A 24,366-nucleotide genomic window follows, 5' to 3' on the forward strand; every position below is an offset into this window, starting at 1 on the left:
CAACGGCATCCCTGCTGTGCGCGAGCGCGGACCGCGCGCTCAGCGTGCCTTGCGCGCGTCGCCGCCGAGCGGATCGACGATGATCATGGTCTGGCGCAGCACGCCCGCGTCATCGAAATAGCAGCTGAAGTGCGCGGTCTGGTAGGCCTCCTTGTACATCCGGTAGGACCATGCTTCGCGCTTCATCAGGGGGTAGTACTGGACCGGCTCTCGCGGCAGGCCGAAGCGTTCCTGGATGTCTTTCTTGGTCCAGACATTGACCTGCGCGCGGTAGATCTCGGTTTCGGTCAGCATCTGGCGATAGCGGGTGAGCTTGCCGCTGGCGTCGAAATCCGCGGCGTAGACCTCATGGCCGAAGGGCTGTCGTGACCAGATCCAGCGGGTGGTGCCGTCGGCCAGGCGATAGGTCTCGGTAGGCTTGCCGAACGTGTCGCGCACGGCACTTTCGGGGCTGCCGATCAACTTCTGGGCGGTCTGCTCGGGTTGCAGGGTTGCGCAAGCTCCGAGCGAGCCAAGGACGAGCGCGGCCGCGCACAGGCCGCCGATTGACCGAAGCTGCATGGCACTCTCCCGCGGGCGGCATGCCCGCATGCCATTCTCCGGCTACTCTGGCCGGCCGTGCAATAGCGTCAGCCGGCCTGGCCCGATCAGCAGCGGCCCTTCTTCGCCTGGCCCGGCGGGCAGAACGATTCGTTGCCGTACGCGTCGACGCGGCAGTTGCCCTTCTTGGCCTGCCCCGGCGGACAGCCCGGGCCGCCGCCGTAGGTGTCATAGGGGGCGACCACGCAGCCGCCGAGCAGCGCGCTACAGGCAACCAGAAGGGCCAGAGCGGATTTCATTGCATTCTCCTTGTTGTGGGGAAGGTTCTTTTGCCCCGGGAGGATAAATCGTTCTGGTGTCGTGAACTGTAAGGAATGGTGAAACCGTTGGATTCTCGCCAGCAGGCAGGGCACGGGATCCCATCCCGTCTGTTACACCCGGGTACCAAGCTAACGTTCTGCAAACACCTCCTGCGCCACTGCACCGCTACATTCGCGCCAGGAGGACATCACCATGCAGAAAATCCTGGCGGCCTGCATCCTGGCGGGCATTGCAGCAATCGGCCCCGCCACGGCCCAGGCCCGTGTGAATGTGGACATCGGCATCGGCGTGCCGGGTTATGCCGTGGCGCCGCCGCCCGTCTACTATGAACCCGCGCCCGTCTACGTGGCACCGCCCCAGCCGGTGGTGGTGGCGCCCGGCTACTACGACGACTGGCGGGAGCGTCGCGCCTGGCGCGAGCAAGAGTGGCGCGAGCGGAAATGGCGCGAGCGTGAATGGCGCGAACGGCGGCGGGAATGGCGCCGCTGGCATGAAGACCATGACGACTAAATAGGCCACCACGGCAAATGCCGTGTGGCTCGCGGGCCACAATGCGTCCCCGTTCGACCCTGGCCCTTCAGGATTCGGCACACCTTGCCGTTGTACAGGCACGTCGCCAACCCAGCCACCGCGAGCCCGGCCACATGACCAGCCCAGACCAGTCGCAGATTACCCTCCAGGCCGCCTTCCTGCGGCACGCGGAATCCCTTGCCCCGCCCAACCGCGTCTTCGGCGACGATGACAGCGCCGTGTACCGGACGCTGCTGGAATCGACCAAGGCCATCCCCTGGAAGATCGACTGGGCCACGATGGCGTTCGCCTATATCGGCCCGCAGATCGAAGCGCTGCTGGGCTGGGAACCGTCGAGCTGGAAGACCGTCAACGACTGGGCCGAGCGCATGCACCCGGACGACCGCGACGCGGTGGTCAGTTTCTGCGTGGCGCAGTCGCAGGCTGGCACCGACCATGAGGCCGACTACCGCGCGCTGACCCGCGACGGCGGCTACGTCTGGCTGCGCGACGTGGTGCACGTGGTGCGCAACGCGCAGGGCGGCGTCGATTCGCTGATCGGCTTTATGTTCGACATCAGCGAACGCAAGCGCACCGATCAGGAGCTGGCGCGGCTGCAGAAAGAGCTGGAGGACCTGTCGTTCCGCGACAGCCTGACCGGCGTTGGCAACCGCCGCCTGTTCGACCGTGCGATGGAGCGCGAGTGGGTGGCCGGCCAGGCTTCGGGCAAGCCGCTGTCGCTGATCCTGGTCGATATCGACTTCTTCAAGTCTTACAACGATTACTACGGCCACCTGCAAGGCGATGAATGCCTAAAGCGCATTGCCGGCCTGCTGCAGGAGGCCGCCGGGCCGGAGGTGTTCCTGGCCCGCTTCGGCGGCGAGGAATTCGTCATGGTGCTGCCCGACACCGACGCCGAGACCGCGGTGCGCACCGCCGAGCGCTGCCGCGCGCTGATCGCCGGCCAGGCGATCGCGCACGTGCGCTCGCCGTACAACCAGTGCGTGACGGCAAGCTTTGGCATCGGCACCATCGTGCCGGGCGAGCACGACGAGGCGTCGGCATTCATCAACCTCACGGACGCGCAGCTGTATCACGCCAAGGACAACGGCCGCAACCGCATCGCCGCGGTGGATCGTGCGGGGATGCGGGGCGAGGCGTTCAAGGTGCATTCGCGCTGAGGGTGGCGCGCTGCGGCGGGGCAGGGCGTTACCAGGCGTCCTGCAGGATGTCGATCACCTGCTGCGCGCGATCGATGCGGCGCGGATTGGCGCGGACCCACTGGTTCTCCAGCGCCTTGTGCGCCAGCCCCTCGAAGCTTGACGGCGGAATCTCCAGCTCACGCAGCCGCGTGGGCAAGCCGAGATCGCGGATCAGCGCGGCGATCAGCCCGGCCGCATCGGCGCCGTCGTGCCCCAGCGCGCGCGCCATGGCCCGCTGCGCGGGCGCGGTCACCGCGAGGTTGTAGCGCATCACCGCCGGCAGCAGCAGGCACGAGGTGATGCCGTGCGGCACGCCGAGCGCGCCGCCCAGCACATGGCCGATGCCATGGCTGGCGCCGTAGCGCACGCGGTTAACGCCGCTCGCGCACAGCCACACGCCAAGCTGGCAGTCCAGCCGCGCGGCGTGGTCCGCCGGGTCGGCCTGGTGCCGGCGCAGGGCCGCGGCGAGCATGGCCAGCCCGTGCAGGCAGGTGGCGTTTGTCATCGGCTGCGCATCGATCGAACAGAGCGATTCCACGGCATGGTCGACCGCGCGGATACCGGTGGACAGCCATAGCTGCGCCGGCGTATGCACCGTCATGGCCGGATCCAGGATCACGCTGGCGGGGCCGATGCCTTCGGCGGTAACGTGGTGCTTGCTGCCGCTGGCCGTATCGGTACACCCGGCCAGGTCGCTGAACTCGGCCGCCGACAGCGTGGTCGGCACGGCGATCTGCCGGCAGGGCGGCGGCGCGATGCGCGGCACGATCCGCTGCCCGGCGGCATCGACGCGCACGCGATGCGCATCCAGCGCTTCGGCCGTCCTCACATCTTCTGCCAAACACACCAGTGCGACCTTGACCGAATCGATCGCGGTGCCGCCGCCGATGGTGACGACCAGGTCGGGGCGGGCCTCGCGCATGGCACTGGCCAGCGCGATCACCGAGTCGCGTGGCACATGCTCGACGCAGGCATCGAAGCGCCCGACCACCTTGTCGCGCACGCCGGCGATGGAGCGGCCGACCGCGTCGGTGGTGCGGTTCAGGGTGCGGCTGCTCACCACGAAGATGCGCGCGGCGCGGCGCTGGTCGGCCTCCTCGGCCAGGACTTGCGCGGTGGGGCGGCCAAAGTGCACCCGTTCGAGGGGCAGGTAGCGATAGGTTCCGGCTGGCATCAGTATTCCGAAGCGATGAAGCGTCAGTGAGTGGAGGCGCCGGTGCTCAGGCCGGCTGGCGGGACGAATCGTTGGCGGCATGCGCGGCGTATTCCCGCTCGCGCAGCAGGCGCCGCATCAGCTTGCCGCTGGCGGTCTTCGGCAACGCTTCGACGAATGCAATCGCGCGCGGGTACTTGTAGGGCGCGGTGACCTGCTTGACATGGTCCTGCAGCGCGCGCACCAGTTCATCGCCTGGCTGGAAGCCGGGCCGCAGCGTCACGAAGGCCTTGACGATCTCGCCGCGCTCCACGTCGGGGCTGCCTACCACGGCGCATTCCAGCACCGCGGGATGTTCGATCAGCGCGTTTTCCACCTCCATCGGGCCGATGCGGTAGCCGGCCGAGCTGATGATGTCGTCGCTGCGGCCGTCGTAATACAGGTAGCCGTCGGCATCGGCGTGGGCCAGGTCGCCGGTCAGGAGGTACTCGGTACCCTCGTGCTGCACGCGGGTCGACGCGGTCAGGCCGGGATCGTTCCAGTAGCCGAGCATCACCTGCGGATTGGGCAGGCGCAGCGCCAGCTGGCCGCTGGTGCCGGGCGGCAGGGGATGCCCTTGCTCGTCCAGTATCGCGAGCGTCGAGCCCGGCAGCGGCAGTCCCATCGCGCCCGGCCGCACGGGCGCGCCGGGCGGGTTCACCACCGTCATCAGCGTCTCGGTCTGGCCGTAGCCCTCGCGCAGCTCGACGCCGGTGCCCTCGCGCCAGCGGCGCATCACTTCCGGGTTGACCGCCTCGCCCGCGGAGACCGCCAGGCGCAGCCGGCCCAGGTCGTAGTCGGCAAAGCGCGCATTGACGAGGTGGCGGAACTCCGTCGCGGCGCCGCAGAACACGGTGACGCCATGGCGCGCGATTAGCGCCAGCCGCGTGGCGGGATCGAACGGGCCGTTGTAGAACAGCACGGCAGTGCCCGCCGACCATGGCCCGAACAGGATGCTGGTGCCGGCCTTGCTCCAGCCGGTATCGGCGGTACACCACATCAGGTCGTCTTCGCGCAGGCCCTGCCAGTCGCTGGCGGCCACGCGCCAGCTATAGAGCGCGCGCGCTGCATGCAGCACGCCCTTGGGATTGCCGGTGGAGCCGGAAGTGTAGTAGAGGATGGCCGGCTCGTCCGGCGCCATGTCGGCGCAGGCAAAATCGTCGTCGCAGGCGGCCAGCGCTTCGTCGAAGTCCAGCCAGCCGGGCGCGCAGCCCACGGCAATACTGGTGCCGATCCCGGCAATGCCATCGAACTTGCCGACGCTGTCGCGGTGCGCCACCACCGCCGTGGCGCCGGCGTGGCCGATGCGGTAGCCGACGTCCTTGGCGGTCAGCATCTCGATGCAGGGGATCGGCACCGCGCCGAGCTTCAGGCATCCCACCATCGCCACCTGCCATTGCGGGATGCGCGGCAGCATCACGATTACGCGGTCGCCGCGGCGCACGCCCGCGCCGGCCAGCAGGTTGGCGAAGCGGTTGGACAGGGTGCGCATCTCGCCGAAGGTAAAGCGGCGTTCGGCGCCACTGTCGTCGCACCACAGCAAGGCGAGCTTGTCGGGCTGGCGCTGCGCGTGGGCATCGACGACGTCGCGGCCAAAGTTGAACGTCGCCGGCAGGCACCAGCGGAAGCGGCGATAGGTGTCGGCGTACGCCATCATCGGGTCGGGCATGTCTGTCTCCTGGGGCGCTGCGATGGCGCCACGGCAATTGTTTTCAGGTACGGCGCTAGATCACGGCGCGCGCGCGCAGGCGCGCAATCTCGCCGGCGGAATAGCCAAGCCCGGCGAGCACGGACTCGCTGTGCTCGCCCAGCAGCGGCGGCGGCAGCCGGAACGTGCCGGGCGAGGCCGAGAACTTGATCGGGAAGCCGAGCTGCGGGATGCGGCCCTCGACCGGGTGGTCCAGGTGCTGCAGCATGCCGCGGTGCCGCAGCTGCGGATCGTCGAAGGCCTCGGCCATCGTATTGACGGGGCTGGCCGGGATATTGGCCTGCGCCAGCCGCTCGACCCATGTGTCGCATGATTCTGCGCCGAACACCGAGGTCAGGATGGCTTGCTGGAGCAGGGCGTCCTCACCCGTCGGCCACTGCATCGCCTTGAAGTCCGGCCGCCCGATCAGGTCGCAGAAGCGGTCCCAGAAATGCGCCTCGATGATGCCCAGCGACAAATGGCGGCCGTCGGCGCAGCGGTACACGTTGTAGCAGGGCGCCTGGCCGATGAAGGGCCGCTCGCCGCCGCGCGGCTCGACGCCGCCAAACAAATAGTCGGCGGCGTGGTAGCACAGCCAGCTCACCAGCCCGTCGGCCATCGAGATATCGACGAACTGGCCGCGGCCGCTGGTGCCTCGCGCCGCCAGCGCGGTCAGGATGCCGACCGCCGCCATCAGCGAGCCGCCGCCGACGTCGGCGATCGACAGCCCGGGCACGATCGGCCCCGTGCCCGGTGTGCCGAAGAGCTGCAAAGCACCGGTCAGCGCCATGTAGTTGAGGTCGTGGCCGGACGCCTGCGCGCGCGGGCCGTCCTGGCCGTAGCCGGAGATCGCGCAATAGATCAGGCGCGGGTTGGCCGCCGCCAGCACGTCATAGTGCAGGCCGAGGCGCTCCATCACGCCGGGGCGGAAGCCTTCCACCACGACGTCGGCCTCGCTCGCCAGGCGCAGGAACACCTCCTTGCCCTCGGTCGATTTCAGGTCCAGCGTCAGGCTGCGCTTGTTGCGGTTGAGCAGCAGGAACGAGCCCGACTCCTGCTTGTGGATCGGCGCGAACTGCCGGTTGTAGTCGCCGTGGCCCGGCTGCTCGATCTTCAGCACGTCCGCGCCGTAGTCGGCGAGCAGTTGCGTGCAGAAGGCGCCGGGCAGCAGGCGGGTCAGGTCCAGGATCTTCAGTCCTTCAAGGGCGGTGGTCATGGGCGCTCAGAGGTTTGGTTCAGGTGGCGGTCCAGCCGCCGTCCACCAGCAGGCTGTGGCCGGTGACGTAGGCGGCGGCCGGCGAGGCCAGGAACACCGCGGCGCCGGGCACGTCGGCCAGCTTGCCGAAGCGACCCAGCGGGATCCGCGACAGCAACTTCGCGCCGATATGCGGATGCGCCACCACGCCGGCGGTCAGGTCGGTCTGCACGAAGCCATAGGCGATGGCGTTGACGCGGATGCCATGCTCGGCCCAGTCGTGCGCCAGCGCCTTGGTCAGTTGCTCGACACCGCCCTTGGAGGCGGCGTAGGGCACCTGCCGCTTCAGGCCGATATGCCCGGCGATGGAACTGATGTTGACGATGGCACCCTGGCGGTGCGGCAGCATCGCTTCGCCCAGCAGGCGGCAGCACCGATAGACGCCGGTGAGGTTGATATCCAGGATCTGCCGCCATGCCTCGTCGGTGGTGTGCTCCATCGACGCATAGTGCGGATCGATGCCGGCGTTGTTGACGAGGATGTCGATCTGCCCGTAGCGGTCGAGCACGGTGTCGCGCAGGCGCCGGATATCGTCGTCGCTGGCGACATCGGCGCTCACCGTCATGGCTTCGCCGCCGCGGCCGAGGATGGCCTCGGCCACCGCATCCAGCGTGCCCGCGGTGCGTCCGCACACCACCACGCGGGCGCCGTGCGACGCCAGCGCCTCGGCAATCGCGCGGCCGATGCCGCGCCCGCCGCCGGTCACCACGGCGACCTGGCCGCGCAGGTCGAACAGGTTTGCGTAGCCGTTCATCGCGCCGTCTCCGTGCGCAGCGCGCGCCGTGCAATGGCCCAGCGATGGACCTCGGAGGGGCCGTCGTAGATGCGGAACGCGCGCGCCTCGCGGAAGATCTGCTCCACCACGGTATCGCGCGTCACGCCCAGGCCGCCCAGCACCTGAACGCAGCGGTCCGCGATGCGGAAGATCGCCTCCGAGCAGAACACCTTGGCCATGCTGGACTCATGCCTGCCGTGCTGGCCCTGGTCCAGCAGCCAGGCCGTGTGCCAGATCGAAAGCCGGCACATATGGATGTCGATTTCGTTGTCCGCCAGCATGAAGCCCACGCCTTCGTGCTCGCCGATCGGCTTGCCGAACGCGTGGCGCTCGCGCGCATGGGCGGTGGCGATATCGTGCGCGCGGCGCGCGGCCCCCAGCCAGCGCATGCAATGGGTGAGCCGCGCGGGCGCGAGCCGCACCTGCGCATAGCGCAGTCCCTGGCCGACTTCACCGAGCACCTGGTCCGGGCCGACGCAGCAGCCTTCGAAGAACACCTCGGCATGGCCGCCCGCGAAGCTCTGGTCGATGCTGTCGATGATGCGCCCGATGCGGATGCCTGGTGCCTGCATGTCGGTCAGGAACATGGTCGGCCCGCCGCCTTCGCCCGGTACGGTCGCCATCACGATGGCGAAGCCGGCACCATCCGCGCCGGTGATCAGCCATTTGTGGCCGCGGATCACGTAGCCTTCGCCGTCGCGCTCGGCCGTGGTCTGCAGCAGTGCGGGATCGGAGCCGGCGCCGGGATGGGGTTCTGTCATGCAGAAGCAGGAGCGGATCTCCGCGGCGGCAAGCGGGCGCAGCCAGCGCGCCTTCTGTGCCGGCGTGGCCACTACCTCCAACAGGTGCATGTTGCCTTCGTCAGGCGCCGCGCAGTGCAGCGCCAGCGGGCCGAGCAAGGAATAGCCGGCTTCCTCGAACACTACCGCGCGCCCGAGATGGGACAGCCACAGGCCGTCCCATTCCTCGGCCACGTGCGGCGCCAGCAACCCGGCGCGCCGTGCGCGGTGATTGAGTTCCACGCGCAGCGCCTCGGTGGGGCCGTGCGCGCCGCGGCCGGTATCGGCCTCGAGCGGGATGATCTGGTCGCGGATAAACGCCGCGGTGCGCTCGCGCAGCGCTTGCAGCGAATCGGGTAGGGTGAAGTCCATCTGGCTTGTCTCCGTGGTTGCGGATCAGTTGTCCGTCTAGCTGGCGCGTCCGTGCGCGATGTCATGCGTGAAGTCCAGGATAGACCGGCCGATGCGGCCAAAGCCGGCGAACCTGGGCTCGGTCGTGGCGCCGGCGAGGTAGCGCGCATGCAGCTGCAGAAACACCACGCCGAGCTTGAACATCGCCAGCACGCGATGGAACGGCAGGTCCGACAGGTCGCAGCCGGTACGCTGGCGGTAGGCTTCGGCGATCTGCGCGCGGGACGGGAACCCGGGCGACGTGGTCGGCATCTGCCGCAGCTCGCGCACGGCCTCGGGGTCGCCCGGCTCGGTCCAGTAGCTGAGCAGCGTGGCCAGGTCGAACAGCGGGTGGCCGCGCGTGGCCATGTCCCAGTCCAGCACGGCGCGCGGGCGCAGGGTCTCGGGATCGAGCACGATGTTGTCAAGCTTGAAGTCGCAGTGCAGCAGCGTGGGCTTGCCGTCGGGCGGGCAATGCGCGCGCAGCCACTGCGCCAGTTCGCGCACGGCGGGGTGCGGGGCCTCGCCATTGAGGGCTTCGGCGCGGCGCGTCCAGCCTTCGATCGCGCGGGCCAGGAAACCGTCGGGTTTGCCGAGGTCGTCCAGGCCGACCTCGGCAGCGTCCGTCTTGTGCAGCTGCACCAGCAGGTCGACCAGCGTACTGGCGATGCGCGGGCCGGCGACGCTGCTGTCCAGCCACGCTGGCAAGTCGGCGCCGATGGTCAGGCCGGGGCGGTATTCCATCACCAGGAAGTGCGCGCCGAGCACGTCCGGATCGACGCAGTACATCAGGCTGCGCGGCGCCTGCGAAAAGCGCTGCCACAGCCGGCTGCTGAGCACGCGGTGCTCGCGCGCCATGTCGTTGGCGCCGGGCGGCAGCGGGCCGGGGGGCGGGCGGCGCAGCACGCACTGGCGCCCGTCCAGGCGGATCAGGTAGTTCAGGTTGGCCAGGCCGCCGGCAAACTGCCTTGGCATCTCCGTCAGGTCCAGTTCATGGCCGAGCCCGGCGAGGTAGCGGCGCAGCCGCGCCCAGTCGAGCGGTACGGTCTGGGCGCGCGGGCGGAACCCGGGCATGGCCGGGTCTGCATGGGCGGCGGCGCGCGGCGTGGCTGGCAGGATCGTTGCCACGGCCTTACCCCTTGCGCACGCTGGCGCAGGTCGATTTGGCCAGCGGCAGGAAGGCCTGGTCGCCCGGGATCACCTGTCGGACGTGGTAGTAGTCCCACGGGTACTTGGACTCGGCGGGCTTCTTTACCTGCAACAGGTACATGTCGTGCACCATGCGCCCGTCCTCGCGCAGCTTGCCGTTGCGGGCGAACATGTCCGAGACCGGCAGCTCGCGCATCTTCTTCACCGCGGTCATCGCGTCGTCGCTGCCCGCCGCCTGCACCGCCTTCAGGTAGTGCAGCACGGCGGAGTAGACCCCGGCCTGCGCCATCGTCGGCATGCGCTTCTGCACCGCATGGAAGCGTTTGGACCAGGCCCGCGTCTGCTCGTCCAGGTCCCAGTAGAAGCCTTCGGTCAGGTACATGTCCTGCGCCTTGTCCAGGCCCAGGCTGTGCACGTCGGTAATGAACATCAGGGTCGCCGCCATGGTCTGCTTGCGGGTGATGCCGAAGTCCGCCGCCTGCTTGATGGTGTTGGTGGTGTCGTTGCCGGCATTGGCCAGCGCGATCACCTTGGCCTTGGAGGCCTGCGCCGCCAGCAGGTAGGACGAGAAGTCCGAGCCCGGGAACGGATGCGTCGAGCGCCCGACAATCTTGCCGCCGCCGGCGATGACCACGTCGGCGGCGTCTTTCTCCAGCGCGCGCCCGCCCGCGTAGTCGGCGGTGATGAAGTACCAGCTGTCGCCGCCGCGCTTGAGCACGGCGCTCGCGGTCCCGGTAGCCAGGGCGTAGGTGTCGTAGGTCCAGTGCAAGGCCGTGGGGGTGCAGTCCTCGTTGGTGATGCGCGTCGAGGCGCCGCTGGACACGATCACCAGGCGCTGCTTTTCCTTCGCCAGCTTGACCGCGGCCAGCGACGCCGACGAGGCGGGCAGGTCGACGATCATGTCGACCTTGTCCTCGTCGAACCACGCGCGCGCCTTGGTCGAGGCGATGTCGGGCTTGTTCTGGTGGTCGGCCGAAACCAGCCGGATCGCGAAGGCAGGCTTGCCGGAGGCCTTGAAGTCATCGATTGCCATCTTCGCGGCCAGCACCGAGCCCGACCCGGACAGGTCGGAGTAGATGCCGGACAGGTCGGTCAGCACGCCGATGCGGACTTCGCTGTCGGAGATGGCCGGCGAATTCGCGGGCTTCTGCGCCAGCGCAGGCGGCAGGGCGAGCGCCAGCGCCCACGCCACGGCCGTGGTGAGTGGTTTGCGTTGCATTGTGTCTCCTCTCCTTGCCGGCAGCCCCGGCGGGCGGTGTGAACCGAACGTGTGTCGGTTTGTCTGACAATCAGAATAGCAGCCACTTTTGGCTTGTCAAGCGCCGCTGAGGGTTTGACAGCGCGGGTGTGATTGAATAGTCTGATGGTCAGACAATGGGACGTAGACCGGTGCCTGCGCCGGCACAAGCGAGGGAATAGCGTTGGAAGCCCAATTCGAGAAGATCCGCACCATCCCGGCATACCGGGTGCTCGCCGAGGCCATGATCGAGCGCATCCTGGACGGCCGGCTGCGTGAAGGCGACCCGCTGCCGACCGAGGCCAAACTGTGCGAGATGTTCGGCGTGAACCGCTCCACGGTGCGCGAAGGCATCCGCGTGCTCGAGGAAGCGAACCTGGTGCGCCGCGAACATGCCAAGAAGATGGTGGTGACGCGGCCCTCCGACGCGGAGGTCGGCAAGCAGCTGGAGCGCGCGCTGGTACTGCACGAGATCGTCTTCGACGAACTGTGGCAGGCGATGTCGGTGCTGGAGCCGCCGATGGCACGGCTGGCCGCCGCGCGTGCGACGCCTGAGGCGCTGGAGCGGCTCGACGACAACCTGCGCAGGACCGAGCTGGCGCTGAAGGCTGGCGAGAGCCTGGTGGAACTCGACATCGAGTTCCACGGCATCGTCGCCGCAATGAGCGGCAATCGCGCGCTGGTACTGGCCCGCGAACCGCTCAGCCGGCTGTTCTATCCCGCGTTCGCCGCCGTGATGACGCGCGTGCCGGTGGCGGGCAAGCGGCTGCTGGAGGCGCACAAGGCAATCGTCGCCGCGATCCGCGCGGGCGACGAGGACGGCGCGCAGGCCTGGATGGAAAAGCACGTGCAGGATTTCCGGCGCGGCTACCAGTCCGCCAAGCTTGACCTGCAATCGCCGGTGGCGGCGCCGCACGCGAGGCCCGTGCCGCGCGCTGACTGACGCCTTGCATTACTGTGCCCAGGACTGCGATGCGAGCCGTTCGGTGAGGTAGTCGCAGAACGCCTTCACGCGCGGGCTGAGATGCTTGCGGTTGGGGTAGACCAGGTAGAGCGGTTCCTTGGCCGGGTCCTGGTAGGGCTCCAGCACCGGCATCAGCCGGCCCGCGCGCAGGTCCTTGCCGATATGGAACTCGGCCAGCCGCACGATCCCGAAACCGTCGAGCGCCAGGTCGCGCGCGATCTCGCCCTGCGTGGTGTCCACTACGCTGGCAGGCCGTACGCCGTAGGTCATGCCATCCTCGGCGCGAAACGGCCACACATTCCACTCGCTGACAAAACTGAAGCCCACGCAGGTGCGCTGCTGCAGGTCGGCCGGCGTCTGCGGCCGTCCGTGCCGTGCCAGATATTCCGGTGACGCGCACACGATCCAGCGGCTCGCGGCGATCTTGCGCGCCACGCGTGAGGAGCTTGGCAGCGCGCCGCTGTGGATGGCGACGTCCACGCCCTTGTCGAAGGCGTCTTCATACTGCGGCGCAATATGGAACTCCACCGACAGCCCCGGATAGGCCTTCAGGAACGCGGGCAGCCACGGCACGATCTGGTGCCGCGCGAACGTCAGCATGGTGTGCACGCGGACCCTGCCGTGCAGCGCCTCGCTGAGCGCACCGCCGTGCGCATCCGCATTGGCCATCGCTTCTACCACCATCTCCGCGCTGGGCAGGTAGCTCTGGCCTTCTTCGGTCAGGGCGACGGTGCGTCCTTGCCGCACGAACAGGCGCACGCCCAGGCGCGTCTCCAGCCGCGCGACCAGCTTGCTGACCGCTGACGGCGTGATGTCGAGATTGCGCGCGGCGGCAGAGAAGCTGCGGCTGCGGGCCGAATGCAGGAAAGCGACGAGCTCTGAATATTTGTCCACGTCTGGTTGCCCTTGATGACGGGGCGCGGGCGCGCCGGCCTCCGGTCGTTGGCATTGTCCGCGTCCGGTGGCAAGGCGACCTGTGCCTGCCTGGCACAGCGGCTATTCCGCCGCGGTGCTGGTTCCCCGATTCTTCACGCAACACAATGCGCTCAACCCTGCGTGACCAGGGTCGGTACCCACTCAAAGGAGCTCGTTGTGCAAGTGTATTCGCGCAAATTCCACAATCCCAGCGGCGTGCAGGCCGCGGTGAATCCGCTGCCGCCGGACGCGCGCCCGGACATCTTCTTCGGCAACCTCACCGACATCGATGACATCCGCTGGATCCCCCAGGCCGATGGCGTCGCCTTCCTGCCGTTGTGCTTCGGCGTGACCCAGGGATATTACGTCAACCTGCTGCGCGTCCGTAAGTCCGGCGTGCTCTCGTGCCACAAGCATTTCGGCGCGGTGCATGCGGTGGTCCTCAAGGGCCACTGGTTCTATCTCGAGCATGAAGAGATGTACACCGAAGGCTCATTCATCATGGAACCCCCGGGCGAGACCCATACCCTGGTGGTGCCGGACGACGTGCCGGAAATGATCACCTGGTTCCACGCGGTGGCGGGCTACATCTACCTCGACGGCGACAACATCGTCGGCCACGAGGACGTTTTCACCAAGATCGCTGCCGCACGCCGCCACTACGAAGAGAACGGCCTGGACCAGCGCGACCTCGACAAGCTGATCCGCTGATCCGCTGCACGCGAAGCGCGCCATCGACAAAGCCCGTGGAACCCGCCGCGCGCAAGACAGAGGACCCTGCCGCCACCGAGCAGGGCCCGGGGAGACAATATGGAAATCCAGACCAGCCAGGTGCAGGACCTGGCGCAAGCCCATCACGCGCCCGCGCGCAGCGGCGCGGTGCGCACCATCTTTGCCGGCAGCATCGGCAATACGGTCGAATGGTTCGACTGGTCGATCTACACGGTATTCGCCATCTATTTCGGCAAGCAGTTCTTTCCGGGCGAAGACAGCAATGCCGCCTTGCTGTCGACCTTCGCGGTGTTCGCCATCGGCTTCTTCATGCGGCCGCTGGGCGGCTGGCTGATCGGCGCGTTCTCTGGCCGCTATGGCCGGCGTAGCGCGCTGACGCTGTGCATCATGATGATGGCGGGCTCGTCGTTCGCGATCTCGATCCTGCCGACGTACGCGCAGATCGGCATCTGGGCGCCGGTGCTGATGACCGCCGCGCGCATGGTGCAGGGGCTGTCGGTCGGCGGCGAGTACGGTGCGGCCACCACCTACCTGACGGAATCGGCGCCGCCGGCCAGGCGCGGCTTCTACGGCAGCTTCCTGTTCTGCAGCATTGCCGCGGGCCTGCTGCTGGCCTCGGGCCTGGCGTGGCTGATGACGCGCTTCATGACGCCCGAGGCCCTGCATGACTACGGCTGGCGCATCCCGTTCTTCCTCGGCGGCTGCGGCTCGGTGTTCGGCTTCTGGATTCGCCACGGGGTCAACGAGACGCAGGCGTTCACGAAGATGAAGGCCGCAGGGGAGATCCGCCGGCGCTCGCTGGACTGGGTCTGGCAGCACCACCGCGGCGCGATGCTGCGCCTGATGGGGAGCACGGTGCTGCCGGCGTTCAGCTTCTACCTCTTTGTCAGCTACATGCCGGTCTACGCGATGCGCAAGGGCGGCGCCACGCCCGATGTTGCGTTTCAGGCGAGCACCATCAGCATTGCGCTGTTCATGCTGGCGCTGCCGCTGTGCGGTGCGCTGTCGGACCGCTTTGGCCGGCGCCCGCAGCTGCTCGTCTATGCGCTGGCCAACCTGCTGTTCCTGTACCCGGTCGTGTCGATGCTCAATGCGGACTTCTGGACGCTGCTGCTGATCGAATGCTTCGGGCTGATGGCGTTTGCGCTCTATGCGTCGATCGCGCCATCGATCATGGCCGAATGGTTCGATACGCAAGTGCGCGGCGTGGGCATCGGCGCCGGCTACAACCTGGTGGTGGCGCTGCTGGGTGGCACCACACCGTACCTGCTGACCTGGCTGTCTTCGCGCGGGCAGGAGGGCTGGTTCTTCCTCTACGTGGGCTGCGGCGCCTTCATCACCCTGCTGACGTTCTGCAAGACGCCCGAGACGCGCGGCATGCCGCTGCGGTAACAGCGCAGCAGCATATGCAACCTCAAGGCCAGCCGTGAGGCTGGCCGCCTGTCTGCCATGGCAGAAGCGCAGCACAATATCTTTCAACCTTATGGCTTTGAGGCAATGACATGCAAAGACTGACCATTGATGTGGATGGCGTCGCCACCAGCTACCTGAGCGCCGGCGACCCCGCGCATCCCGCCGTGCTGCTGCTGCACGGTACGTTCTGGAGCCGCGCGTGGCAGCCAGTGCTGGACGAGCTGGCTGCGGCCGGACTGCACTGCGTGGCGGTGGACCTGCCCGGGCTCGGCTGCTCCGGCGGCGAGCTGACCATCGATACGGCATCGATCCCGGCACTTGCGGCCTGGGTGGAACGCTTTGCGCACGCGGCCGGGATCACCGGCCCGGTCAGGCTGGCCGCGCACGACATCGGCGGCGGGATCGCGCAGCACCTGCTTGTACACGGTGGCATCGAAGTCAGCCACCTGGCACTCGTCAATGCCGTGATGTATGACTCATGGCCGGTGCCGGCCGTGGCGCGCTTCCACGACCCGGTGGTCGCCGCCGCCACCACCCACGAGGAAATCATCTCGGCGCGTCGAACGGCGATCACGCGATGCCTGGATCGTGCGGCAACCCCTGAACTGGTTGACGAGTACCTGTCGCCATGGCTGGATGCGCGCGTGGCGCGCTCGTGGATGGCGGTGGCAGGGGCGGCGGACCATCGCTATACGCAGGCACTGGTGCCGGCCTTGCGTGCGTCGGCAATCCCCAAGCTGCTGGTCTGGGGCGAGGACGATCCCTTCCAACGCATCGAGCATGCTTTTCGCGCGAGATGTCGAACACCCGGCTGGTGCGCATCCCGCTCGCCTGTCATTTCCCCGCGGAAAACGACCCGGGCGCGGTATCGGCGGCGCTGCGCGATTTCTTTCTGGCCTGAGGGGAAGGCGGAACGCTGGCGGTGCCCACGCTCAGGCATGCCTGCCGGCGTTATTCCAGCTGGCGCCTCGCTCTCACGGAAGCGCCAGACTTTGCCCGCACCACGCGCCGCACCGACATCAGGAAGCGATCAACCGCCGGTGCGCGTGTTTGCGCTTGCGCATGGAAGGCGAACTCGACATCGAACTGTGTCCTCAAGTCCCGAAGACGCAACAGCCTGACCGTTGGCGGACACATCGGCCGAATGCTCTCCGGCACGAAGGCGTACCCCATGCCTGCCGCGACCAGGCCGAGCATGGTCGGGATATCGGTGCCGATCTGCACGATCCGCGGGAAGAAACCGCTCCTGGCACACTCCGCGACCAGTGCATCGTGCTGTGCCGGAGAGCGTTCCCGGCTGAACCAGATGAACTTCTCTGACGCCAGGTCGGCCAGTCGTATCGCCGCAGGTTCCTCCTGAGCGGCGGGCATGGCCAGGACAAAGCTGTCGCGCAGCAGCAGATGCCCGTCGAGCGAAGGGTCATCCTTCGGGCGCCAGGCCATGATGCCGCCATCCAGCTCGCCATTGCGGATGCTGTCGGCTTGCTGCGCCGACAGCATCGGCTCTACCGACAGCAGTATGTCGGCCTGATGCTCCCTGAAATCCTCCAGGATCGACGTGGTCTGTGCCAGGGCGAGATAGTTCGGCAGCACGCCGATCCTGAGCGTCCCGCTCAGTCCCTGACCGATCCGGTGGGCGCGATCGCACGCCTGGTCCGCATCGTGAAGCAGTTGCCTGGCGTCCTGCAAGAAGCCGACACCGGCCGCCGTCAGCTGCACCCCTTTCGGATGCCGGACGAGCAGGGCGGTACCCACATGCTCCTCCAGGTCCCTGATCTGCCGCGACAGCGCGGGTTGCACGATGTTCAGGGCGCGCGAGGCCGCGACAATGCTGCGGGCTTCCGCCACCGCGACGAAGTAGCGCAGATGTCGCATCTCGATGGTTGGCATTCACGCTCCTCACCCGCTGTCGGCGATCTATGTTCTATGCCTTGAAAGTATAGCAATGTGAAGAATTGAGTATTTGAAAGCATGCTGAATGACGTCTACGCTGTGGCATCTCCGGACACCGCCTTCTCACCATCCATGTCATTTCATATCCACACGCCGCTGCTGCTGTCCCGGCCGCTCTCCGTCCGCCTGGGCAAGCCAGTGCGCCTGAAGATGGAGGCGCTTCAGCCATCGGGTTCCTTCAAGTTGCGCGGGGTCGGGTACGCCTGCGAGCGATACCTGGAGCAAGGGGCAAAGGGCTTTATCACCTCGTCCGGTGGCAATGCCGGCATTGCCGTGGCGTACTGCGGCCGTGAACTGGGCGTGCCGGTGACTGTCGTGGTCCCGGAATCCACCTCGGCACGGGCCCGCTCGCTGATCACGCTGGAAGGCGCGCGCTTGATCGTGCATGGGAAGTCCTGGGCGGAAGCCAATGAGTTCGCACTCGGGGCCGCGTCGCCGGAGACTGTCTTTATCCATCCCTTCGATGACCCGCTGCTATGGGAAGGGCATGCGACGCTGGTGGACGAAGTCGCCCAGGCGGGATGCAAGCCGGGAGCCGTTATCTTGTCAGTGGGCGGGGGTGGCCTGCTTTGCGGCGTGCTGGAAGGCATGACCCGCAATGGCTGGTCCGATGTACCGGTGATCGCCGTGGAAACGGCCGGGGCCGCTTGCTATGCGGCGTCGATCGCCGCCGGAAAACCGGTGGCGCTGGCCGAGATCGCCACCGTCGCCACATCGCTCGGCGCCCGGTCTCCCTGCCAGCAGGCCGTGGACTGGGCCTCCCGGCATCCCATCCGCAGCGTCGTGGTGACCGACGACGCGGCCGTCGGCGCTTCCCTGCAGTTCCTGCAGGACCATCGCGTCGTGGTCGAGCCGGCCTGTGGCGTGGCCCTGGCTGCGCTGAACCTCGATATACCCGAGCTTGACCAAGCGTCGGAGCTGCTGGTGGTGGTCTGCGGCGGGGCGGGTACGTCAGCGGCGGATCTGCTCGGATGGATGCCGAGCTGAACGCAGCCCCCCGCTGTACTTGCGGGCGGCGCCGCCGTATCGTCGTGGCCTGCCGTCGGTTGACCCCGGCAAACGTGTGGCGCAAGGGCCTCAGATCCAGAGATCGTTCGGCGTGGTGCGCTGCCGTGTCGCCGGTGTTCACCAGACCGCGCTGCGGGGACTCTTCTACCTGGCGGCTTGCGGGTGTGCTGGCGGCCGTGGGGTCAGGCGACCAGGGGAAAGCCGGAGTCGAATGTCTGCCGCACGTCGAGCCGTTGCCTGAGTAGTCCCACTTTCAGGTAGAAATCAGCCGTGCGCTGCTGCTCGGCGATCAGTTCGGCATCGATGTTCCGCCATTGCGTGTGCCGCCGCTCGAACTGCAGCCTTGCCGCCTGCGGTGAGATCCCGATGATGCGGGCGAGCGTCGCCGAGAACTCCGGTACATGCTGGTAGGACCATCGCTGCGCACGCACCACCCGACGCAGGAAGTCTTGCAGCACTACGCGCTTCGTCGCCAGCGCTGCATCGGTGGCGGCCAGATAGCTGAGGCCGGACCATAGCCCGCGTCCGCTGACCAGCACGCGCGCGTGGCCGCTCGTTTCCGCCATGGCGGTATAGGGTTCCCACGTCGCCCACGCATCCACCGAGCCGTTGCTCAACGCAAGCTTGGTATCCGCTGGCGGCAAAAAGCGGATGTTGGCGTCCTCTGGCTTCAGCCCCGCGGATTCCAGCGCCTTGAGCGTGACCAGGTGCCCGATCGAGCCACGGTTCGTGCCGATGCTCGTGCCTCTGAGGTCGGCCGCCTGCCGCAGCGGCGAGTCGGGTCGCACCAGGATCGCCGTACCGTAAGGGTCAGAGCGGTTGGCGCCGATCAGCTTGATCCGCGTGCCGGCCGCAAGCGCAAAGATCGCCGGGGCATCACCGATCGGGCCGCTGTCGACCGCGCCAGCGTTCAGCGCCTCGGCCAGCGGCGCCGCGGCGGGAAACTCGGTCCATTGAATGTCGTAGCTCAGGCCCTCGAGCGCGTTGGCGGATTCGAGCAGGGCGCGCAGGCCGCCCTTCTGGTCGCCGGCCTTCAGGACCGGGCGCCCCTGCGCTTGCGCATTGCCGGCGGCGAACGTGGTGAAGGAGAGGATCGGGCCGGAGGCGAGCGCGGCAGTGGCGGCGGCGCCCTGGCGCAAGAACTGTCGTCGGGAAGCGGTCATGGCATTCAGGGGATGTAAGAACACACGACCGTACGCTCGTGGCACGCGAATACCAACGAATAAAACCGGCAATCCATATGCGCGGCCCCGCCGAGAAATTCGGATGGCCAACGCAAATCTGGCGGTCCCTTCTCCTACTCCGGCTGAATCCCCGCTGTCTTGATAATCTTCCCCCACCGCTCCAGCTCCGCCACCTGGAACTTGCCCAACTCCTCAGGCGAAGACACCTTCACCTCCATCCCGTTCTCCACCACAAAGTGCTTCACCTGTTCGCTGGCCATCGCCTTGCGCATCAGCTCATACACCCGGTTGACGACCGGCGCCGGCGTCCCGGCAGGCGCATAGAGCGCGTTCCAGTAGCCGAATTCATAGCCTGCGACACCCTGTTCGCTGATCGTCGGCACATTGGGCAACAGCGCCGAGCGCCGCGGGCTGCTGACGCCGAGCGCCCGCAGCTTTCCGGCCTTGACCTGCGGCAGGCTGGTGGTCAGGTCGACGATCATCACGTCGGTCTGCCCTGCGACGAGGTCGATGACGGCGGGCGGGTTGGCCTTGTACGGGACGTAGGTCAGCCTGGTGCCGGTCATGTGCTGGAACTGCTCGGTGGCAACACGCGCGGACGACGACCCGGACCCGTAGGTCAGCTTGCCGGGTTCCTTCTTTGCGAGCGCGACGAACTCGGGCACGGTCTTGGCCGGCACGTTGGGGTTCACCACCATCAGCATATAGCCCTGCACCAGCTGCCCGATCGGCGCGAAATCCTTGATCGGGTTGTAGGGCAGGGACTTGACCAGGTGCGGGTTGGCGGCCTGCGTGGTGTTGGTCGTCATGAACAGCGTATAGCCGTCCGGCGCCGCGCGCGCGACCTGCTGCGCGGCAATGCCGCCGAACGCGCCGGGTCGGCTGTCGACCACGACCGGCTGGCCGGTCTCCTTGGTGATCTGCGCCCCCACCGCGCGGGCGAGGCCGTCGGTGGTGCTGCCGGGGCTGGAGCCGATCACGATGGTGATGGGCTTGGCCGGATAGGACTGCGCGCCGGCGATGCCGGATGCGAGCAATGCCAGGGTGAGTGCCGCGAGGTGGGGGATATGCATGATGTCTCCGTTGGTTTGTTATGGGGTTTGATGGTGGGCGCCAGGCTCAGGTGGTCAGGCTGAACTCGGGCCGCTGGCCCGCCAGGGCCTGGGCGATGCTGTCGAGCACCATCTCGCCCATAGCGGTGCGGGTCTGGTGCGTGGCGCTGGCGCGGTGCGCCTGCAGCGTGACGTTGCCCATGGCGAACAGCGCCTCGGGGACGTTGGGCTCGTCGACGAAGACGTCAAGCCCCGCGCCCGCGATCTGGCCGGCCTCGAGTGCCGCGACCAGGTCGTCTTCCTTCACCAGCCGGCCGCGCGCGATATTGATCAGGTAGCCGTCCTTGCCGAGCGCGTCGAGGACCGCGGCATCGACGATGCCCTCGGCCTTGTCGGCGGCGGCGGCCAGCACCAGGGCATCGCTCTGGCGGGCGAGTTCGACCAGCTCGGGCACGAAGGTGTGGGGCACGTCATCCATCGCCTTGAGATCGGTGTAGGCGATCGGGCAGCCGAATGCAGCCAGGCGCGCAGCGATGGCGCGGCCGACGCGCCCCATGCCGACGATGCCCACGCGCATGCCGCTGACGCGGCGGGCCAGCGGGATCGCGCTCGGCTGCGGGTTGCGCACCCACTCGCCGGCGCGGATGAAGCGGTCGCCCGCGCACATGCCGCGGCAGGTCGCGAGCAGCAGGCCCACGGCGAGGTCGGCCACGTCCTCGGTCAGCGCGCCGAAGGTGCCGGTCACCGGCAACCCGCGTGCGCGGGCGTATTCGAGGTCGACCGCGTCGGTGCCCACGCCGTTGACTGCCACCACCTCCAGGGCAGGGAGCTGCTCCATCATCGCGCGCTTGATGCCGGTGTGACCGCCGGTGATGACGGCGCGGATGCGGGGGCCGTGCTCGCGCAGGTAAGCGTCCTTGTCGGCCTGCTCGAAGAGCCGGTGCACGGTGTAGTGCGCGTCCAGCTTGTCGTTGATGGCGGGGATCAGGATGGGGCTCAGCTGGAGGATGTGTGGTTTCATTGGGCTCGGTGTCGTGGGCGCTGCGTTTTGGCCAGCGCGGGGGCAGAGATGAAGTAGGCGACATGCTGCACCGCACTCATCAGTCATCCTATGACGTGCGTGCGGCCGTCGCCAAGAGAAACTGGTCGAATTGCGGGTAAACGCGAGGAGGCGGGAAAGGGCGAAGTCGTGCGATTTTGATGTCAATTGTCATCATGGCATGGGGTAATCCCCAGCCGGCAAGCTCGTCGCAAGCCCGTAAAATGTTGTAGGACAACGTATCACATTCTTGCTGTTCGATGCGTACAGCCAGCGCGAACTGGCCCGTTGGAAGAATGTGATCCAGACTGGAAGATCGCAATCGAGTCATCGCGACGCGCTCGCACGCCGCCGCATGCAACCTGCAACTGGAGGAGACCGTATGCGCGAGAACCGGATTCGAACCATGTGGGCCGCCGACCAGGCGGTCGTGAACGGCTGGCTTTCCATCCCCAGCGCCTTTGCCGCGGAGACGATGGCCCACCAGGGCTGGGATTCCCTGACGGTGGACCTGCAGCACGGCGCGCTGGACTACGCGGATGCGCTGGCGCTGCTGACGGCGATTTCCACCACGAATACCGTGCCGGTGGTGCGCGTGCCATGGAACGAGCCGGGCATCCTGATGAAGGTGCTCGATGCCGGCGCGTATGGCGTGATCTGCCCGATGGTCAACAACCGTGCGGACGCCGAACGCCTGGTGGCCGCCACGCGCTACCCGCCGCTGGGCGCGCGCAGCTTCGGGCCGATCCGCGGCCTGCTGTACGGCGGTGCGGACTATCCCGAACGCGCCAACGACACGGTCGTGGTGCTGGCGATGATCGAGACCCTGCAAGGGCTGGACAACCTGGACGAGATCCTCTCGGTCGACGGGCTCGATGGCGTGTATATCGGCCCATCGGACTTGTCGCTCGCGCTTGGTTGTCGGCCGACCTTTGACGATGTCGACCCGCCGGTCGTGCAGGCCATCGCGCACGTGATCGCACGGACCAAGGCGCATGGGCGCGTCGCGGGCATCCACAACGGCGCGCCGGAAGCTGCCTTGCGGCGGATCCAGCAGGGCTTCCGCTTTGTGACGGTGAGTTCCGACGCGCGCTTGATGGCGGCGGGGGCAAGACAGGTGATATCGCAGATGCGCGCGGGGCCCGTGCCACCGCCGGAGACTGCGTCGGGGTATTGAGCCCGGCCAGGCAGGCCAACCAAACTAACGGAGAAGAAAAGTGAAACTGGGATTTATCGGACTTGGCATCATGGGCAGCCCGATGGCTGAGAACCTCATCGCCGGCGGGCATGAGGTCAGGCTGTACAGCCGCAGCGGCGCGCCGCAGGCGCTGCTGGACAAGGGCGGCGTGACCTGCGGCTCCGGCAGGGAAGTGGCCGAGGCGGCCGACGTGATCTTCCTGATGGTGCCCGATACCCCGCATGTGGAAGCGGCGCTGTTTGGCGAGGGCGGGGTTGCCGAGGGGCTCGGCGCCGGTAAGATCGTGGTCGACATGAGCTCGATCTCGCCAATCGCGACCAAGGAGTTTGCCGCCCACATCAATGCGCTCGGCTGCCAGTATCTGGATGCGCCGGTGTCCGGCGGTGAAGTCGGCGCGCGCAATGCCACGCTCTCGATCATGGTGGGCGGCGAAGCAGCGACCTTCGACAAGGTGCGTCCGCTGTTCGCGCTGATGGGCAAGAACATCACGCTGGTCGGCGACAACGGCGCCGGGCAGACCGCCAAGGTGGCCAACCAGATCATCGTGGCGCTGAACATCGAAGCGGTTGCCGAGGCCCTGCTATTTGCCTCCAAGGCGGGCGCGGACCCGGCACGCGTGCGCGAGGCGCTGATGGGCGGCTTCGCCTCGTCCAAGGTGCTGGAGGTGCATGGCGAGCGCATGATCAAGCGCACCTTCAGTCCCGGCTTCCGCATCGGGCTCCACCAGAAGGACCTCAACCTGGCGCTGTCCAACGCGCGCGAGCTGGGTGTGTCGCTGCCCAATACGGCGACGTGCCAGGAGCTGTTCAACGCGTGCGCCAGCCATGGCGGCGCGGGCTGGGACCATTCGGCGATCGTGCGGGCGCTGGAGCTGATGGCCAATCACGAAATCGGATCCTGAAGCGCACCGCAACGCGACCCGCGCCCGCTGACCGCCGGACGGCGGTCGCGGAGTGGGTCATCGCGCAGTGACTACGCGGTGGCCGCCATGCCGGCCATTCGCGATTCGCTCCTGAGTTCCTTGCGGTAGCGGTTCAGGTCCTGCACCGTCTCGAAGGTGCGTTCGAACAGCAGCGACAGGTTGTGCAGGATCCGTTCGATGACCTTCTTCTCCCAGCCTTTGTCGAAGCGGATCTGTTCGTCCAGCCAGTGTTCGAGCCAGTCCGGGTCCGGCAGGCGCGACTGCACCGTGTCGTTGGGGAACAGCGCCTTGTTCACGTGCAGGTTGGTCGGGTGCAGCGGCTTCTCGGTGCGGCGCGCCGAGGCCATCAGCACGCCGATCTTGGCGAAGGCGGCGCGCGCGTTGTCGCCGAACTGGGCCAGGTACTTCTTCATGTAGCGCAGGTAGGCGCCGCCGTGGCGGGCTTCGTCCTGCGACAGGGTGCGGTAGATATGCTTGATCACCGGTTCCGTGTGCCATTCGGCGGCGCGGCGGTACCAGTGGTTCAGGCGGATCTCGCCGCAGAAATGCAGCATCAGCGTTTCCAGCGGCGGGGCCGGGTCGAACTCGAAGCGCACCGCGTGCAACTCTTCTTCGGTCGGCACCAGGTCCGGGCGGAAGCGGCGCAGGTACTCCATCAGCACCAGCGAGTGCTTCTGTTCCTCGAAGAACCAGATGCTCATGAACGCCGAAAAGTCGGAATCGTGGCGATTGTCGCGCAGGAACATTTCGGTCGCGGGCAGGGCGGACCATTCCGTGATCGCGTTCATCCGGATGGTCTTGGCCTGGTCGTCCGTCAGCATGCTGGCGTCAAAGGTATCCCACGGGATGTCCTTGTCCATGTGCCAGCGGACGGCTTCCAACGATTTGAACAGTTCGGGGTAGAGCATGGTAAGCCTTTGAAATTACGCGAGCTGAAAGCATCATGCGC

At 67.4% G+C, this 24,366-nt stretch carries 23 protein-coding genes and 1 pseudogene; 9 read left to right on the plus strand and 15 right to left on the minus strand.

What is annotated here, in order from left to right:
* Positions 1-39: 39 nt before the first annotated feature.
* Together K307_RS10230 and K307_RS10235 are read right to left on the minus strand one after the other, a co-directional pair.
* Positions 40-561: a hypothetical protein gene (locus K307_RS10230; protein ID WP_042877961.1), complete on the minus strand. Its 522-nt coding sequence runs from the start codon at positions 559-561 to the stop codon at positions 40-42.
* 86 nt (positions 562-647) lie between these two features.
* Positions 648-839 carry a hypothetical protein gene (locus K307_RS10235; protein WP_022538037.1) on the minus strand — a complete coding sequence of 64 codons (192 nt, stop codon included), beginning with the start codon at positions 837-839 and terminating at the stop codon, positions 648-650.
* A 214-nt stretch (positions 840-1,053) separates the two neighbouring features.
* Between K307_RS10235 and K307_RS10240 the strand changes: the two genes are divergently transcribed.
* Positions 1,054-1,371 carry a hypothetical protein gene (locus K307_RS10240; RefSeq protein ID WP_042877963.1) on the plus strand — a complete coding sequence of 106 codons (318 nt, stop codon included), beginning with the start codon at positions 1,054-1,056 and terminating at the stop codon, positions 1,369-1,371.
* A 134-nt stretch (positions 1,372-1,505) separates the two neighbouring features.
* Positions 1,506-2,552, plus strand: a complete 1,047-nt coding sequence (locus K307_RS10245; RefSeq protein WP_042877965.1) for a sensor domain-containing diguanylate cyclase — start codon at positions 1,506-1,508, stop codon at positions 2,550-2,552.
* Positions 2,553-2,580: 28 nt separating this feature from the next.
* Here the strand turns inward: K307_RS10245 and K307_RS10250 are convergent, their stop codons facing one another.
* The 7 genes from K307_RS10250 to K307_RS10280 are packed head-to-tail and all read right to left on the minus strand — an operon-like array spanning position 2,581 to position 11,019.
* A complete protein-coding gene (locus K307_RS10250) occupies positions 2,581-3,747 on the minus strand; it encodes an iron-containing alcohol dehydrogenase (protein WP_042877967.1) in 1,167 nt (388 codons plus the stop codon).
* Between the two features lie 46 nt (positions 3,748-3,793).
* Positions 3,794-5,434: an acyl-CoA synthetase gene (locus K307_RS10255; protein WP_051974803.1), complete on the minus strand. Its 1,641-nt coding sequence runs from the start codon at positions 5,432-5,434 to the stop codon at positions 3,794-3,796.
* Between the two features lie 55 nt (positions 5,435-5,489).
* Positions 5,490-6,668, minus strand: coding sequence for a CaiB/BaiF CoA transferase family protein (locus K307_RS10260; protein ID WP_042877970.1), 1,179 nt, complete (start codon positions 6,666-6,668; stop codon positions 5,490-5,492).
* Positions 6,669-6,687: 19 nt separating this feature from the next.
* Positions 6,688-7,461: an SDR family NAD(P)-dependent oxidoreductase gene (locus K307_RS10265; protein ID WP_042877971.1), complete on the minus strand. Its 774-nt coding sequence runs from the start codon at positions 7,459-7,461 to the stop codon at positions 6,688-6,690.
* Positions 7,458-8,633 (minus strand): acyl-CoA dehydrogenase family protein, encoded by a 1,176-nt coding sequence (locus K307_RS10270; protein ID WP_042877972.1) that lies wholly within the window; start codon positions 8,631-8,633, stop codon positions 7,458-7,460. Before K307_RS10270 ends, K307_RS10265 begins: the two co-directional genes overlap by 4 nt.
* A 36-nt stretch (positions 8,634-8,669) precedes the next feature.
* Positions 8,670-9,779 carry a phosphotransferase family protein gene (locus K307_RS10275; RefSeq protein WP_230625623.1) on the minus strand — a complete coding sequence of 370 codons (1,110 nt, stop codon included), beginning with the start codon at positions 9,777-9,779 and terminating at the stop codon, positions 8,670-8,672.
* A 4-nt stretch (positions 9,780-9,783) separates the two neighbouring features.
* Positions 9,784-11,019 carry an ABC transporter substrate-binding protein gene (locus tag K307_RS10280; RefSeq protein ID WP_042877975.1) on the minus strand — a complete coding sequence of 412 codons (1,236 nt, stop codon included), beginning with the start codon at positions 11,017-11,019 and terminating at the stop codon, positions 9,784-9,786.
* 202 nt (positions 11,020-11,221) lie between these two features.
* Here K307_RS10280 and K307_RS10285 point away from each other — a divergent pair, with 202 nt between their 5' ends.
* The gene (locus K307_RS10285; protein WP_042877977.1) at positions 11,222-11,980 is read left to right on the plus strand and encodes a FadR/GntR family transcriptional regulator; all 759 of its coding nucleotides are present in this window, start codon (positions 11,222-11,224) and stop codon (positions 11,978-11,980) included.
* A 9-nt stretch (positions 11,981-11,989) separates the two neighbouring features.
* Here K307_RS10285 and K307_RS10290 read toward each other — a convergent pair whose 3' ends face one another.
* Positions 11,990-12,895, minus strand: coding sequence for a LysR family transcriptional regulator (locus tag K307_RS10290; RefSeq protein WP_042877978.1), 906 nt, complete (start codon positions 12,893-12,895; stop codon positions 11,990-11,992).
* A 198-nt stretch (positions 12,896-13,093) separates the two neighbouring features.
* Between K307_RS10290 and K307_RS46000 the strand changes: the two genes are divergently transcribed.
* The 3 genes and pseudogenes from K307_RS46000 to K307_RS46005 form a co-directional block, all read left to right on the plus strand.
* On the plus strand, positions 13,094-13,627 hold the full coding sequence (locus K307_RS46000) for a 2,4'-dihydroxyacetophenone dioxygenase family protein (RefSeq protein WP_230625625.1): 534 nt from the start codon (positions 13,094-13,096) through the stop codon (positions 13,625-13,627).
* A 99-nt stretch (positions 13,628-13,726) separates the two neighbouring features.
* Positions 13,727-15,040 (plus strand): MFS transporter, encoded by a 1,314-nt coding sequence (locus K307_RS10300; protein WP_042877979.1) that lies wholly within the window; start codon positions 13,727-13,729, stop codon positions 15,038-15,040.
* 110 nt (positions 15,041-15,150) lie between these two features.
* A pseudogene (locus tag K307_RS46005) lies at positions 15,151-15,804 on the plus strand (alpha/beta fold hydrolase); the annotation flags it as partial.
* A gap of 208 nt (positions 15,805-16,012) precedes the next feature.
* Here the strand turns inward: K307_RS46005 and K307_RS10310 are convergent.
* Positions 16,013-16,951, minus strand: a complete 939-nt coding sequence (locus K307_RS10310; protein WP_051974804.1) for a LysR family transcriptional regulator — start codon at positions 16,949-16,951, stop codon at positions 16,013-16,015.
* Positions 16,952-17,086: 135 nt separating this feature from the next.
* Between K307_RS10310 and K307_RS10315 the strand changes: the two genes are divergently transcribed.
* Positions 17,087-18,001, plus strand: coding sequence for a pyridoxal-phosphate dependent enzyme (locus tag K307_RS10315; RefSeq protein ID WP_042881762.1), 915 nt, complete (start codon positions 17,087-17,089; stop codon positions 17,999-18,001).
* Positions 18,002-18,204: 203 nt separating this feature from the next.
* Here K307_RS10315 and K307_RS10320 read toward each other — a convergent pair whose 3' ends face one another.
* The 3 genes from K307_RS10320 to K307_RS10330 all read right to left on the minus strand — a co-directional run bounded on the left by K307_RS10320 (position 18,205) and on the right by K307_RS10330 (position 21,279).
* Positions 18,205-19,185, minus strand: coding sequence for an ABC transporter substrate-binding protein (locus K307_RS10320; RefSeq protein ID WP_042877983.1), 981 nt, complete (start codon positions 19,183-19,185; stop codon positions 18,205-18,207).
* 134 nt (positions 19,186-19,319) lie between these two features.
* Positions 19,320-20,279: a Bug family tripartite tricarboxylate transporter substrate binding protein gene (locus K307_RS10325; protein WP_042877985.1), complete on the minus strand. Its 960-nt coding sequence runs from the start codon at positions 20,277-20,279 to the stop codon at positions 19,320-19,322.
* A gap of 46 nt (positions 20,280-20,325) precedes the next feature.
* A complete protein-coding gene (locus K307_RS10330) occupies positions 20,326-21,279 on the minus strand; it encodes a 2-hydroxyacid dehydrogenase (protein ID WP_042877987.1) in 954 nt (317 codons plus the stop codon).
* 400 nt (positions 21,280-21,679) lie between these two features.
* Here K307_RS10330 and K307_RS10335 point away from each other — a divergent pair, with 400 nt between their 5' ends.
* Both K307_RS10335 and glxR read left to right on the plus strand, forming a co-directional pair.
* Positions 21,680-22,474 (plus strand): HpcH/HpaI aldolase family protein, encoded by a 795-nt coding sequence (locus tag K307_RS10335; protein WP_042877988.1) that lies wholly within the window; start codon positions 21,680-21,682, stop codon positions 22,472-22,474.
* A 40-nt stretch (positions 22,475-22,514) separates the two neighbouring features.
* Positions 22,515-23,396 carry a 2-hydroxy-3-oxopropionate reductase gene (gene glxR / locus K307_RS10340; RefSeq protein WP_080744979.1) on the plus strand — a complete coding sequence of 294 codons (882 nt, stop codon included), beginning with the start codon at positions 22,515-22,517 and terminating at the stop codon, positions 23,394-23,396.
* 71 nt (positions 23,397-23,467) lie between these two features.
* On the opposite strand, the gene K307_RS10345 is transcribed toward glxR, so the two are convergent.
* Complete coding sequence (locus K307_RS10345; RefSeq protein ID WP_042877990.1) at positions 23,468-24,325, minus strand: ferritin; 858 nt, start codon at positions 24,323-24,325, stop codon at positions 23,468-23,470.
* Positions 24,326-24,366: the final 41 nt, after the last annotated feature.

This window comes from Cupriavidus necator A5-1, from assembly GCF_000744095.1.
GTDB lineage: Bacteria > Pseudomonadota > Gammaproteobacteria > Burkholderiales > Burkholderiaceae > Cupriavidus > Cupriavidus necator_A.

Bases quoted from the DNA above. Each gene is read 5' to 3' on its own strand.
- K307_RS10345 (WP_042877990.1), bottom strand. From the start codon at position 24,325: ATGCTCTACCCCGAACTGTTCAAATCGTTGGAAGCCGTCCGCTGGCAC.
- K307_RS10255 (WP_051974803.1), bottom strand. From the start codon at position 5,434: ATGCCCGACCCGATGATGGCGTACGCCGACACCTATCGCCGCTTCCGC.
- K307_RS10260 (WP_042877970.1), bottom strand. From the start codon at position 6,668: ATGACCACCGCCCTTGAAGGACTGAAGATCCTGGACCTGACCCGCCTG.
- K307_RS10240 (WP_042877963.1), top strand. From the start codon at position 1,054: ATGCAGAAAATCCTGGCGGCCTGCATCCTGGCGGGCATTGCAGCAATC.
- K307_RS10330 (WP_042877987.1), bottom strand. From the start codon at position 21,279: ATGAAACCACACATCCTCCAGCTGAGCCCCATCCTGATCCCCGCCATC.
- K307_RS10265 (WP_042877971.1), bottom strand. From the start codon at position 7,461: ATGAACGGCTACGCAAACCTGTTCGACCTGCGCGGCCAGGTCGCCGTG.
- K307_RS10320 (WP_042877983.1), bottom strand. From the start codon at position 19,185: ATGACCGCTTCCCGACGACAGTTCTTGCGCCAGGGCGCCGCCGCCACT.
- K307_RS10300 (WP_042877979.1), top strand. From the start codon at position 13,727: ATGGAAATCCAGACCAGCCAGGTGCAGGACCTGGCGCAAGCCCATCAC.
- K307_RS10270 (WP_042877972.1), bottom strand. From the start codon at position 8,633: ATGGACTTCACCCTACCCGATTCGCTGCAAGCGCTGCGCGAGCGCACC.
- K307_RS10235 (WP_022538037.1), bottom strand. From the start codon at position 839: ATGAAATCCGCTCTGGCCCTTCTGGTTGCCTGTAGCGCGCTGCTCGGC.
- K307_RS10335 (WP_042877988.1), top strand. From the start codon at position 21,680: ATGCGCGAGAACCGGATTCGAACCATGTGGGCCGCCGACCAGGCGGTC.
- K307_RS10245 (WP_042877965.1), top strand. From the start codon at position 1,506: ATGACCAGCCCAGACCAGTCGCAGATTACCCTCCAGGCCGCCTTCCTG.
- K307_RS10310 (WP_051974804.1), bottom strand. From the start codon at position 16,951: ATGCCAACCATCGAGATGCGACATCTGCGCTACTTCGTCGCGGTGGCG.
- K307_RS10315 (WP_042881762.1), top strand. From the start codon at position 17,087: ATGTCATTTCATATCCACACGCCGCTGCTGCTGTCCCGGCCGCTCTCC.
- K307_RS10250 (WP_042877967.1), bottom strand. From the start codon at position 3,747: ATGCCAGCCGGAACCTATCGCTACCTGCCCCTCGAACGGGTGCACTTT.
- K307_RS10280 (WP_042877975.1), bottom strand. From the start codon at position 11,019: ATGCAACGCAAACCACTCACCACGGCCGTGGCGTGGGCGCTGGCGCTC.
- K307_RS10325 (WP_042877985.1), bottom strand. From the start codon at position 20,279: ATGCATATCCCCCACCTCGCGGCACTCACCCTGGCATTGCTCGCATCC.
- K307_RS10230 (WP_042877961.1), bottom strand. From the start codon at position 561: ATGCAGCTTCGGTCAATCGGCGGCCTGTGCGCGGCCGCGCTCGTCCTT.